Origin of the sequence: Aliidiomarina sedimenti, from assembly GCF_003986955.1 — a bacterium.
Lineage (GTDB): Bacteria > Pseudomonadota > Gammaproteobacteria > Enterobacterales > Alteromonadaceae > Aliidiomarina > Aliidiomarina sedimenti.
Genome location: NZ_PIPN01000004.1, coordinates 114454 through 127902, shown reverse-complemented (window position 1 = coordinate 127902; position 13449 = coordinate 114454). Strand labels below are relative to the sequence as shown.

At 44.4% G+C, this 13449-nt stretch carries 9 protein-coding genes; 7 read left to right on the top strand and 2 right to left on the bottom strand.

Annotation, left to right across the window (positions count from 1 at the left end; all coding sequences use genetic code 11):
• Window positions 1–73 precede the first annotated feature (73 nt).
• Window positions 74–931 (bottom strand): HNH endonuclease, encoded by an 858-nt coding sequence (locus CWE12_RS09620; protein WP_198675730.1) that lies wholly within the window; start codon window positions 929–931, stop codon window positions 74–76.
• Between the two features lie 166 nt (window positions 932–1097).
• Here CWE12_RS09620 and CWE12_RS09615 point away from each other — a divergent pair, with 166 nt between their 5' ends.
• The 7 genes from CWE12_RS09615 to CWE12_RS09585 all read left to right on the top strand — a co-directional run bounded on the left by CWE12_RS09615 (window position 1098) and on the right by CWE12_RS09585 (window position 12385).
• Entirely contained in the window at window positions 1098–1400 is a 303-nt protein-coding gene (locus CWE12_RS09615; protein WP_126789500.1) for a hypothetical protein, read from the top strand.
• An 82-nt stretch (window positions 1401–1482) separates the two neighbouring features.
• Window positions 1483–3432 (top strand): McrB family protein, encoded by a 1950-nt coding sequence (locus CWE12_RS09610; RefSeq protein ID WP_126789499.1) that lies wholly within the window; start codon window positions 1483–1485, stop codon window positions 3430–3432.
• Window positions 3432–4694 carry an McrC family protein gene (locus tag CWE12_RS09605; protein WP_126789498.1) on the top strand — a complete coding sequence of 421 codons (1263 nt, stop codon included), beginning with the start codon at window positions 3432–3434 and terminating at the stop codon, window positions 4692–4694. Before CWE12_RS09610 ends, CWE12_RS09605 begins: the two co-directional genes overlap by 1 nt.
• Window positions 4695–4772: 78 nt before the next feature.
• On the top strand, window positions 4773–6587 hold the full coding sequence (locus CWE12_RS09600) for a type I restriction-modification system subunit M (RefSeq protein WP_126789497.1): 1815 nt from the start codon (window positions 4773–4775) through the stop codon (window positions 6585–6587).
• A complete protein-coding gene (locus CWE12_RS09595) occupies window positions 6577–7989 on the top strand; it encodes a restriction endonuclease subunit S (protein ID WP_126789496.1) in 1413 nt (470 codons plus the stop codon). Before CWE12_RS09600 ends, CWE12_RS09595 begins: the two co-directional genes overlap by 11 nt.
• Window positions 7986–9224 (top strand): FRG domain-containing protein, encoded by a 1239-nt coding sequence (locus tag CWE12_RS09590; protein WP_126789495.1) that lies wholly within the window; start codon window positions 7986–7988, stop codon window positions 9222–9224. The genes CWE12_RS09595 and CWE12_RS09590 overlap by 4 nt, the downstream gene beginning before the upstream one ends.
• Window positions 9221–12385 carry a type I restriction endonuclease subunit R gene (locus CWE12_RS09585; protein ID WP_126789494.1) on the top strand — a complete coding sequence of 1055 codons (3165 nt, stop codon included), beginning with the start codon at window positions 9221–9223 and terminating at the stop codon, window positions 12383–12385. Before CWE12_RS09590 ends, CWE12_RS09585 begins: the two co-directional genes overlap by 4 nt.
• 159 nt (window positions 12386–12544) lie before the next feature.
• On the opposite strand, the gene CWE12_RS09580 is transcribed toward CWE12_RS09585, so the two are convergent.
• Window positions 12545–13408, bottom strand: a complete 864-nt coding sequence (locus CWE12_RS09580; RefSeq protein ID WP_126789493.1) for a YicC/YloC family endoribonuclease — start codon at window positions 13406–13408, stop codon at window positions 12545–12547.
• Window positions 13409–13449: the final 41 nt, after the last annotated feature.

The window sequence follows — 13449 nt, the reverse complement described above, 5'->3', positions numbered from 1 at the left end:
CGTCTGTCGTGGTGACTAATAGCTATTGGCTCACTCTTAATAGTCACCATTTTTGTTACCACAAAGGAATGCTTTATAGAGCAAGTTCATCCTCAATTAATCTTACCTTATCTATTAAAGTCTGATTATATTCCTTAGCATCCGTCGCGTAATGGGCCCGGCGGTGACAATTCGGGCAAACGGCAACTACATTCTCCGGATGATCAGGGCCACCGTCGGCTAAGCGCGTCATATGATGACATTCAAGGAATGGACCCGACTTTGTTTCAAAAGGCGCGGGATCTCCGCAACCTTCGCAGATCCCTTTTGAACGTTTCAGCACATATTGTTTTATCGCCTCTGAACGAAGTTGAGTGATCGAAGCTCGCTCTTTGGATGTTGGGTTAGGTGAGGCGGATGCTGCCGCAAGTGCAAGCTCTCTCAACTCTTTCAAACTAGAGTTCTTCAACTTTGTTTCGGTATAATCGCCATATATCTTCTTAGGTTCATGCACTTGTTCTTTATCAAGAATCGAGTCAACAGTAAGATGGAACACAAAGGCATTTCTTAGATTACCATCTCGATCAGGTCTCTTCTCTTCGTGATAGTCGATACACTCTGCCTCGCCGATAAAAGTGACGAATGGGCTTTTTGAGTCCTGCTTTTCGAATATATACAATTTTTTCCCGTTGGCCTGGTGATCTCTTATTGCTAGATTACCTTTTTGCATTTTCATATCACCGAGCTGCCCTTCGCCGGTATACATGAAAATACCATCTACAAAGCCATCGATATATCCGTGCTCTTCACCACCAGGAGAAGTAAACAAAAAAACAGCTCGGTGGTCTTTTGGTGTGGCTATACCACCTCGTTGCTGACCTCCAAACCGTTCATGTATATCAGTTGCTCGTCGATAACTTTTCCCAACTCCAAACACAGAAGTCCCTTTCATTAACCGTCATTTAGAACAGGTTAGCTTTTACTCAGCTGAATGTCTCCTAGTCAATATCGCAAACTAGCGTGAGGCGAAATACATAGGCGTTGAACGACCTCATACCAAATTCGTTAATTAATAGTTATAGTACTGGCATACTAACCGGACAAAATGGAGTTTTGTTATGAAGTTATCCGTTTTAATTATTTCGCTAGCTCTCTTAGCTGGCTGCGCCAGCCAACCATCAGCAATCTTCGACATAAATTATGGCGATACAAGAGCTAGTGTGGTTGAGAAACTTGGCCCTCCGGAAGACCGTCAATTCAAAGAAGATTACGAAGCCTTCCAGTACTGCACTACCGGAACCAGCTTTGGCGCAATTACTTTTAATATCATTTGGTTGAGGAACGAGGTAGTTACAGGAATGAATAACTATACGGCCAATCATGAAGGTTCGTGTAGCGGACATTTCCGGCAAATCAGTTGAGAAGAGGCACCAGATCAGGTAATTGAAATTCGCGAGCGAAACTAAGTAGCTAAAAGCTATACTCTACGGAAACAATAAAGCTATGAGCCAATCACAGACCTTCCTGGAATTTATCAATTCGCACTCTCCCGAGACGAACAAATCATCTGAAGCCTGGTATCCTCGATATACCCAAACGTACCAGGAAATTGCTGGCGATCCCGAATCACCGCCATCTCTTGAAAAGCTCTGGGCTATGGCTGATAACTCAGTGGCAAGCATTCGCCAAGCAATACTGTCAGGTGATGAATATACCAAAGCGAAAGACTACTTAGCGGAGATTACGGCGAACATTTTATCATCACCATCTCACGCAACATATTCACAAGCTCTCTCGCAAATTGAAGACCTAAAGCAAAAACGCATATTAAAGCGCAGATATGTTGCCGTACTCAATCGGGTATTTGCGGCGCTTCATCCAGAGAAAGTTACATCGACTGTTATCGATGATGCTTTCAACACTGTCGCTCGTTACTTAAACGAGAAGTTCGATTTAAAATTATCTTTAAAAGGTGATTGGTACATAAGAAACACAGAGCTTAAGGCTGCCTTGAGCGAACATTTACCGACCGACTATGATCCAATTCGATTGAATGTTGCTCTGTGGAATGTCTATCAAGCTCTACAGAACAGACAAGCGCAAAATGAGGCTCAAGAATCCAATAACAATGCCTACAATTCATCGATAAAAGTATCTCAGCCTCTCAACCAAATCCTATTTGGCCCCCCTGGCACAGGGAAAACATTCACGACCATTAAACGTGCGGTAAGGGCTGCAGAGCCAAGTTTCACTTGGGCCGACCGAGACGGATTAAAAACAAAATACCAGGAGCTTATTCGAAAAGGGCGTATCCGGTTCGTCACCTTCCATCAGAGTTTTAGCTACGAGGACTTTGTCGAGGGGCTTACCGCACACACTGATAACGGAAACTTGGTCTATGAAAAGAGACTGGGCATCTTCCGACAAATCGTTAAAGCGGCTAAAGAATACCAAGTTAGCGAGGTTAAAGATGCTGCAACGTCATTTGATGAGTCCTGGGAGGCTTTTTTAACTAAATTAGAAGACCGTAATGACGGTATTAGTATCAAAACTCGCCGTAGCAACTTCACCGTTACAGAAGTTGATGCCAACACGATTCGTTTCGATAAAAGCCAAGGGCAGTCAGTTCACACGCTCTCTGTAACCTCTTTAGAAGCTGTTTTTAATGGCGACCGAGAAATCAAAGGTGGCTTGCAACCATACTACGAATCACTCGTGCGTCGATTGAAGGAGATTGGTTCTAAGCTGAACAACAAAAAGGTTGAGCGCCAGAACTTCGTGCTGATTATAGACGAGATCAATCGCGGTAATATCTCACGGATTTTTGGTGAGTTGATCACACTAATCGAACCTTCTAAGCGCTCAGGTGCGACAGAAGCGCTAGAGGTAACACTTCCACTGACCGGCGATAGATTCTCGGTGCCCGATAACTTATACATCATCGGAACAATGAACACTGCCGACCGTTCGCTTGCAGGACTCGATTTGGCTTTGCGTCGTCGTTTCGATTTCATTGAAATGCCACCACTTTCTGAAGAGCTAAAAGGAATTATCGTTGAAGGCATTGATGTTGAAAAGATACTCGATGTTATCAATCGCCGAATTACGGCCCTACTGGACAAAAACCACTGTATTGGGCACGCTTATTTTATCCACTTGCGGGACAATTCGAACGTTGCCTTAACCGACCTAGCCGAGGTTTTTCAGCAGAAGATCATTCCGCTTCTTCAAGAATACTTCTTTGAAGATTGGCAGCGTATCCGCTGGGTATTTAATGACCAAAGTAAGTCGAACGAACATGCGTTTATCGTAAAAGATGATGCAATTAGTTTTGATGAGCTGTTCCCCGGCGATGTGCCGCTAAACTCACGTGACCGTTGGCGGTTGAATGAATCTGCTTTTGAATACACCACATCTTACAAACAGATTTATGAAGTAGGTAGTACTCAATAATGACGTCGACGGTTGTTGTTCGCGAATATGCCTATTTAACCACCGCACCGGTAACGGCGAATACACTCGACCGCGCACATATTTGCGAATCTGCGTTTCGTTGGCTCGTTGAGCTTGGACAGCAGTTTCGACGCAATGGCCTCCCGTTATTTGAGCTTGATAGTCATAAGCTTCTTCGTTTGGATAATTACGTTGGTGTACTTGAGTCACCCTGCGGAACGGTGATTGAAGTACTACCGAAGCACACAACAGAGGAAACTTCCTCAGCCGAAGCTCGCTCGTTGCTTAAGCGGCTAATCAAAACCTCAATGCAGATTTCGGTTCGCGAGGCAGACTTTGCAAATGTTCAGCGATTTGAAATGCCCATCCGCGAATGGCTCATCACCTGTTTTCTGAGTGAGTTAGAAGTTTTACTCAAGCGAGGCCTACAGTTTGATTATCAAGTGCGAGAAGAAGAAGCTCGCTTCTTACGGGGACAGCTCAACATTACAAAACAACTACGTGAGTCACCTGGCAAAGCTCATGTATTCAATATCCGTCATGATTTGTTTTTACCGGATAGAGCGGAAAACCGTCTTATCAAATCTGCGCTAGTTGCAGTGTGCGCAGCAACCCATGACAACGATAATTGGCGGTTGGCCCATGAGATGCTCTCACAGCTTCTACAACTGCCCGAATCATCAGATCCAAGGGCTGACTTCAAATCTTGGTCAACAGACCGCTTGCTGACTCATTACCGCCCGATTAAGCTTTGGTGTGAGTTTATCCTCAACCAACATTTACCACTTGCAGTCTCTGGTGGCTGGCACGGCATAAGCGTGCTCTTCCCGATGGAAAGGCTATTCGAGAACTATGTTGCTGAACAACTGCGAAAAGCCATCGGTGACAAAGGCGCTGTTAGAACTCAGCTTGCTACCGAGCATCTTTGCCAACACAAAGGCAAAGGCGTATTCAAGCTGCGACCCGACATTGAAGTTGTTATTGGTGATAAGCGCTGGATCATGGATACCAAGTGGAAATTGCTCGATGTATACAATGGTGGTCCAACTTATGGCCTGAGTGAGCGGGATGTTTATCAGATGCTAGCTTATGGTACGAGATGTTTGGATTCAAAAGGTGAATTAGTACTCATATATCCTCATTGGGACCTTTTTCCATATACACAGCTTGACGCCTTTCACTTTTCACCAACCCTTAGATTGAATGTTCTTTCAGTTGACCTCAACATCGAAGTCATAAGTCTAGAACAATTCGTTGATTAGCTAAGTGATAAAGTTGGTATGATAACGGGAATTTGCCAGTTGGCTGGTTTACATTAGCGTTACAGCATAGGGAAGAAAATGAAAAACTCAGAGCAACAGTTTTTAGACGAACTAGATAAAAAGCTATGGGCAGCAGCAGATCGACTGCGCAATAATCTTGATGCGGCTAATTACAAACACGTCGTTCTAGGTATCATATTTTTAAAATACGTGTCAGATGCTTTTGAGGAGCGCCAGCAAGAGCTGCGCGTGCTCTTTACACAAGACAATAGCGACGACAATATCTACTTCATGCCTCGTGAAGACTACGAGTCAGTAGAAGAATATCAAGACGCTGTTAACGCTGAGTTAGAACTGCACGAATACTATCAAGAGAAGAACGTTTTCTGGGTGCCAAAACGTTCCCGCTGGGAATATCTGAAAAACACTGCGGCATTACCAATAGGCAGTGAACTATGGCTGGAACATGCTAGTAGAGAAGTATCTCCAGAAGAAGCGTTACTCATTAGGGAGAAGCATAAAGACAGTAACAGTAATGAAGAAAAGCAAAAAGACCCTATAACCATTAAAAAGCTCACCTCTATTTCGTGGCTCATTGATCATGCATTGGAGGCGATCGAAACCTATAAAATTAACGACAAACTGGCCAACCCAAAGCTTAAGGGCGTTCTGCCTCGCATCAGCCGTTATGAAGTGGACAATCATAACCTTACCGAACTGATTAACCGTTTTTCTGATACTAGCTTCCGAGACCCCGAATACAACGGTGAAAAGTTAGATTTACACAGCAAAGATATTTTGGGCCACGTCTATGAGTACTTCCTAGGACAATTCGCTTTAGCAGAAGGTAAGCAAGGTGGGCAGTACTATACACCGAAAAGTATTGTTACGCTGATTGTTGAGATGCTCCAGCCTTATCAAGGGCGAGTCTATGATCCAGCAATGGGCGCCGGTGGATTTTTTGTCAGCAATGACAAGTTTATTCAAGCACACGCTGCCGATAAACATTACAACGCCACCGAACAACGCAAACACATATCCGTTTATGGCCAGGAGAGCAACCCGACCACTTGGAAGTTGGCGGCCATGAATATGGCGATTCGCGGTATCGACTTTAACTTTGGTAAAAAGAATGCCGATACATTTTTAGATGATCAGCACCCAGACCTACGTGCCGATTACGTGATGGCCAACCCGCCGTTTAATATCAAGGACTGGTGGCACGCCAAACTAGAGGGAGATATCCGCTGGAAATACGGCACTCCTCCACAGGGCAATGCTAACTACGGTTGGATACAGCATATGCTGCACCACCTCAACGACAATGGCTCAATGGCGTTGCTGCTTGCCAATGGCTCAATGAGTTCGAATACTAATAATGAAGGGGAGATCCGCAAATCCTTAATCGAAGCCGATTTAGTCGAATGTATGGTGGCCTTGCCAGGGCAACTTTTCACTAATACTCAAATCCCTGCCTGTATTTGGTTTTTAACTAAAAGTAAAAAAAGCGGCAATAGTAAGCGTGATCGGCGTGGTGAGACCTTGTTTATTGATGCGCGTAACCTCGGCTTTATGCAGGACAGAGTACTTCGCGACTTTACCAATGAAGATATTTCAAAAATCGCCGATGTCTTTCATGATTGGCAATCTGGCACAAGCTACCAAAATGAAAAGGGATTTTGTTTTAGCGCCAAGCGAGAAGACATGCAAAAGCACGATTATTTGTTAACACCAGGGCGCTATGTAGGCTCTGCCGATGCAGAAGAAGATTCCGAGCCGTTCCAAGAAAAAATGCAGCGATTAACGGCTCGACTAAAGTCTCAGTTTGAAGAGTCGGACCGATTAGAAAAGGCAATTAAGGATAATCTAATGGGGATTGGTTATGAGCTCTAAAAAAAAGATATCAGACATTATCGAATTTAATCCTAAACGCCCGATTAAAAAAGGGGAGGTAAAGCCCTTCATTGAAATGGCCGCCTTACCAATCGATGTTCGAGACGTAGACGAGTTTGGGTACAGAGAGTTCAAGGGTGGAGGCTCTAAGTTTAAAAATGGCGATACTCTATTTGCTCGCATCACTCCTTGCCTCGAGAATGGTAAGACAGCAAAAGTTAACTGTTTAAGTCATGATGAGCATGGGCATGGCTCCACAGAATTTATTGTCATGTCCGCCAAAGAGCCAGAATTCGACGAGGACTATGTTTATTACCTGGCGAGGCATCCTAAATTCAGGGTTTATGCACAATTACATATGGAAGGTACATCTGGTAGGCAACGCGTAGCCTGGCAGTCACTTGCGAAGTTTGAATTCGATTACCCGGATAAAGATATAAGAAAGAAAGCAGGTAAATTCCTAAAAGAAATTGATGACAAGATAGCTTTAAATGCCAAAACAAACCAAACCTTAGAGCAAATAACTCAAACGTTATTCAAAAGCTGGTTTGTAGATTTTGAGCCAGTTAAAGCCAAAATTGAAACCTTGGCTGCCGGTGGTAGCAATGCGGATGCAGAACTCGCGGCGATGAGTGTTATCTCTGCAAAAACCATTGATGAACTCAACAGCTTGAAAACCGGCAATGCCGAAGCGTTTAAACAGCTTGAACAAGCCGCCGCGCTGTTCCCTGCTGCCATGCAAGACTCTGAGCTTGGGGAGATACCGCAAGGGTGGAGTGTTGAGCAACTAGGTGATCACCTTAGTGTTCTTCAAACGGGTAGCAGACCAAAAGGCGGTGTTGCCGGAATAGCGGAAGGCGTACCGAGCGTTGGGGCTGAAAATATACTTGGTGTTGGTAAATACACTTATGGTAAAGAAAAATTCGTGTCGCGAGAGTTTTTCGATAAATTGAAACGTGGCGTTGTCGAAAATTTCGATTTCTTACTATATAAAGATGGCGGCAAACCTGGAGAGTTTAAACCACGAATCTCTATGTTTGGATGTGGGTTCCCGTATTCAGAATTTGCAATCAATGAACATGTATTCAGAATGAGATCTGAATCTTTGGGTCAAGCATTTTTATACTTCCAAATTGGTCAGAAGCGTGTTTTAGATGAGCTTGCAAACCGAGGTGGTAAGGCGGCAATTCCAGGTATAAATCAGACGGATGTAAGAACCATTCCCATTCTTGTTACCAGTTCATCTGAACTATTAACTGAGTTTAACGATTTCGCTAAAAAAATAATTGAAAGCATCTTAAAAAAATCCAATGAGAGTAATCATCTGGTTAAAGTTAGGGATGCTTTACTGCCTAAGCTTCTATCAGGTGAAATAGACTTAACTAATGAGGTTGTTGCATGACAGCCTCTACTTCTTACTGGGGAAAAATTCCCCTGTGGAAAAGTGAAAGTCCAGAGCAAAGTTTTGATATTACCTCGGATGCTTTTAGTGGCCGTATCCCGGTCACTCGTATTGAGCATTGGCGTGATTTTTCTTCATTGTTGGAAAGCCCTTTTTTTAATCGTATCGATACCCAATGTATTTTTCGTGGACACCGCCGCTTTGACTGGGAGATGACGCCCACATTAGCGCGTGTGACGGAAAACGGCATTGTTACCGAAGAGATTGCTAAACAGCAGTTAGATATGTTCCGCAAGGCAATTCGTGGTCGTATTGCAGACCACTCACTGCTAGATGACGAAAATGAACGTGAGCATGATGAGCTGTGGTCAATCGGTCAGCACCACGGTTTGATGACCCCATTGCTTGATTGGACCTACTCGCCTTATGTGGCAATGTTTTTTGCTTTCGCCAAAGAAGACCAAACAGACGAAAAAGACAATCCTTATCGTTCAGTTTATATCCTTAATAAAAGCTTTATATCAGATAATGAACTTTGCCCTGATATTCGGGTGTTTGAACCAAAAAAGGACGACCATGGGCGCTTGGTGAGCCAAGCAGGGCTTTTTACCTTTTCACCTTATGACGCCACCATTGAAAATAAACTGACTGAAGTTTTAACGGATGAAGATTTCCCAGATGATGAATTAAAATCAGCGACTGAAGAAGAACAACCTGGCATTCTCGCTAAGTATATTTGTAAGGTGTATATCAAAAATGAAGAGCAGCAGGAGTGTTTAAAACATCTTAGGCGAATGAATGTTCACCATGCTAGTTTATTTCCGGATTTAATCGGCGCTGCCGATTATTGCAATATATTTATGGCGGAGATTGGGCGTGATAGGACGCTGCAACAACGAGTATCAACTCCTAAGCCAGAACCAACCGTTGAAATAACTCAGGTTGAGCAATCGGCATTACCACAGAGCGAAAACTCTGCTTCTATCCTAGAACTACTGAAGTCAACACCAGAAAGTCATGAAGTTGAACCTACCCGCATTCAGTTAATTGCTGATGAGCTAAATAAATACCTATCAAAATCAATGGTAGTGGATTGGCAAGAGCGAGAGACCGTACAAGCGGAAATGAAGAATGCCACGCGAGTGTTGTTGCGTAAGTTTGGTTACCCAGTAAATGCGAGAGATGCCATTGTAACCAATATTCTTGATGTAATTGGTGAAGGGAATGACCCATGAACGAAGAACAACTAGAAAACCTCTGCTTAGACTGGTTCCAGAAAAATGGCTGGGTTGTATGGCATGGCCTTGATATTGCACCAGATAGCGGCAATCCACTGCGTAATGATTACGCTAAAGTTGTACTTGAAGGTCTGTTAAGAACCGCGTTTGAAAAAGTCAATAAACACATTCCGGTTAAGCAGATAGAACACTGTTTTGAACAGTTTAAGGCGATTGTTTTAAAACCTGAAAGTCTTGATTTAGTTACCAACAACAGAGCATTTCATAGGTTGTTGTTAGAGGGTTTGCCTGTTGAATACAAGAAAGACGATGGCGAGCCAGTAACGGACCATGCTTTTATCATTGACTTCGATAATCTAAACAACAACACGTTTGCAGTCGTTAGTCAGTTCACTATCACTGGCACTAAACAGCCTCGCAGACCTGATGTGATTTGTTTTATCAACGGCTTACCAATTGCCGTATTGGAGTTGAAAAGCCCAAGCGATGAAAATACGGATATTTGGGACGCCTTCAATCAACTGCAAACCTATAAAGATGAGATCTCAGACCTTTTTATTTTTAATGAAGCATTAGTGGTGAGTGATGGTTATACAGCAAGAATCGGTTCATTAACCGCCAACCAAGAACGATTTATGCCGTGGCGTACCGTCAAAAATGAGGACGATAAGCCGCTGCTAGAATGGCAGCTAGAGACGATGGTACGCGGATTCTTTAATCGCGAGTTACTACTAGATTACATTCGGTTTTTTGTGCTGTTCGAAAGTGATGGTGAACAAATTACAAAAAAAATTGCTGGTTACCATCAATTCCATGCCGTGCGCGAGGCGATAAAAGCGACCGTTATTGCTGCACAAGACTCTAGTTTTGCTGAGGAAAAACGAGCTACGTACGGAGACGAAGTTATACCGGGGAGTAAAAAAGCTGGTGTGGTTTGGCATACTCAAGGTAGCGGTAAAAGCATCTCTATGTGTTGTTACGCAGGCAAGTTACTGCAGCAAAAGGAAATGAATAATCCTACTTTAGTAGTCGTAACAGATAGAAATGATTTGGATGGTCAGCTATATGCTACGTTCGCTAATGCTGTCGAATTATTAAAACAGACTCCTGTTCAAGCCTCAGATAGAGACGAATTGCGTCAATTACTTGCTGAACGAGAATCTGGCGGCATTATTTTCACGACTGTGCAAAAATTTGCTCTGCTCGAGGACGAATCGTCTCATCCTGTTTTAAATAGTCGACATAACATTGTTGTGATTTCCGATGAAGCACATCGAAGTCAGTATGGGCTCAAAGCAACTTTAAGTGCGAATGGACAATACAAGTTTGGCTATGCGAAGCATATGCGTGACGCTCTACCTTCCGCGTCATTCATTGGTTTTACCGGTACACCCATATCTCAAGAAGACAAAGATACTCGAGCAGTCTTCGGCGGCTATGTATCAATTTACGATATACAAGATGCGGTCGATGACGGCGCAACCGTTCCTATTTATTACGAGTCACGATTAGCCAAACTTGATCTGAACCATGCGGAAATTGCACTGCTATCGGAACAAGTAGATGAAGTCATCGAGGACGAGGAAGATCTTAATAGCCGCGAGAAAACCAAGGGTGAGTGGAGTCGTCTTGAAAAGTTGGTTGGCGCAACCCCGAGATTAAGTGAAGTTGCGGCTGATTTGGTTGAGCATTTTGAAACTCGAAATGCCACTATGTATGGGAAAGCCATGATTGTGGCAATGAGCAGAGATATTTGTGCGCACCTATATAACGAAATACTGGCGCTGCGCCCCGATTGGCATTCCGATGATCCAGAGAAAGGCGCCATTAAAATTGTCATAACCGGTTCGGCTTCAGATAAGCCACTGCTTCAACCACATATCTACAATAAAAAGACTAAAAAGCGCCTAGAAAAACGCTTCAAAGATGTTAACGACCCGCTGAAGTTGGTTATCGTTCGAGACATGTGGCTCACCGGCTTCGATGCGCCATGTTGTCATACGATGTATGTGGATAAACCGATGAAAGGACACAACCTCATGCAGGCAATAGCCCGAGTAAACCGCGTGTTTAAAAATAAGCCCGGCGGCTTGATTGTCGATTACATCGGAATTGCTAATGAACTAAAACAAGCATTGAAAACCTATACAGACTCAAAAGGTAAAGGCCAGCCCACACTCAATGCGGAAGAAGCATTCAGCATTTTGTTGGAAAAAATTGATGTTATTCGCAGTATGTTTGGCAAAACACCCAAATCAGAAGGACTCGACATATCGGGATTTGAGACCGACGCACACAAATTCTTGGTGCCCGCGGCTAATCATATCCTTGGTCTGGAAGATGGTAAGAGGCGCTTTCTAGACTTGGTTTTGGCCGCTACCAAATCCTACTCTTTGTGTAGCACTTTGGATGAGGCTAAAGAGCTTCGAAAAGAAATCTCATTTTACTCAGCTATAAAAGCCGCGATCACAAAATTCACTAGTGTTGATAAAAAGCGCACTCAAGAAGAGAAAAACTCTGCACTTAAACAGATTTTAGATAACGCTGTCATCGCTGAAGGCGTCGCTGATGTATTTGCCCTTTGTGGTTTAGACAAACCAAACATCGGTTTGTTATCAGATGAATTTCTAGAAGATGTTCGTCAAATGCCAGAGCGTAACCTGGCGGTTGAGTTGCTTGAAAAGCTACTTAAAGACGATATAAAGGCGAAAACACGCAATAACGTTGTTCAAGAAAAAAAGTATGCTGACAGATTGCATGAAACCCTAAGAAAGTACAACAACAGAGCAATTGAAACAGCACAGGTCATTGAAGAGCTAATCCAGATGGCCAAAGATTTTCAAGAAGAAATGCTGCGTGAAGCTGAGCTAGGTTTAAATCCAGATGAAATCGCGTTTTATGATGCTCTGGCCAACAACGAACGAGCTGTTCGCGAGCTTGGCGATGAAATTCTAAAGAAAATCGCGATAGAGATAACCGGCAAACTCAGACAATCGACCACCGTAGATTGGCAAGTTCGCGATAGTGTTCGAGCAAAGCTGAAGATTTTGGTTCGCCGTACCCTGCAACGCTATAAGTATCCACCTGATAAATCAGCTGAAGCAGTTGAGCTTGTTTTGAAGCAAGCCGAGACATTATCTAATTCCTGGTCTAAATAAGCAGCGTGAAGCGCCAAGGCTTCTTTTACGAACATCTTTATCGGCTTGAAATGTAACCCCCCAGCTGATGACTAAAGTTCATGGTAGAGGGATAAGGTCAATACACATAAGGCCACTATAAAGCGACCTTATCCAAACTTAGCAAAACTTAACATGACCCTATTCGATGTTCTGGATCTGCTCCCGCATTTGTTCAATCAGAACCTTCAGCTCAACACCGGCGGCGGTGATGTCGGCGTTGATTGACTTGGAGCCGAGGGTGTTCGCTTCGCGGTTGAATTCCTGCATCATGAAGTCGAGGCGGCGGCCGCAGGCGCCACCTTTGTCGAGGGCGATGCGTGCTTCTTTGATGTGGGAGTCGAGGCGGTCGAGCTCTTCGGCGACGTCGCTTTTTTGCGCCAGCATGACCATTTCCTGTTCGATGCGTTGCGGGTCGAGTTCGATCGACGCCTCCTTGAACTTGGTCAGTAAGCGCTCACGTTGCCACTCGAGTACGGTTGGCATGTGGCCGCGAACAAAGACGACTTGTTTGTGAATGCCGTCTAAACGGTCTTCAATCAGTTTGCGCATGTTGGCGCCTTCGGCGGCACGGGCGCTAATAAAGTCGTCCATGGCGGTGTCGAAACCGGCCATCAGTTCGCTTTGCAGGCTGTCCATGTCGAGTTCAGGGGCGTTGATAACGCCAGGCCAGCGCAATACGTCGATGGGGTTCATACTGCCGTTACCACCGCTTGACTGCACCCATTCAGCGCTACGAATCACGGCTTTGGCGAGGTCTTCGTTGATCACCAGTTCGGTGGACGCGCCTTCATTGGCATTAAAGCGCAGGTTGCATTCAACTTTGCCGCGCGCCAGGCGTTTACGCAGGCGGTCACGCAAGCCGGTTTCGAGGCCGCGGAATTGCTCGGGTAAACGGAAGAAGGTTTCAAGGTAACGCTGGTTAACGGAACGCAGTTCCCACACGGCGCTGCCCCAGTCGCCTTTGATTTCGTGGCGGGCGTAGGCGGTCATGCTGCAGATCATAAGAGGCTGTCCTTTTACTAAGTAGTATTGTAAGTCATCAA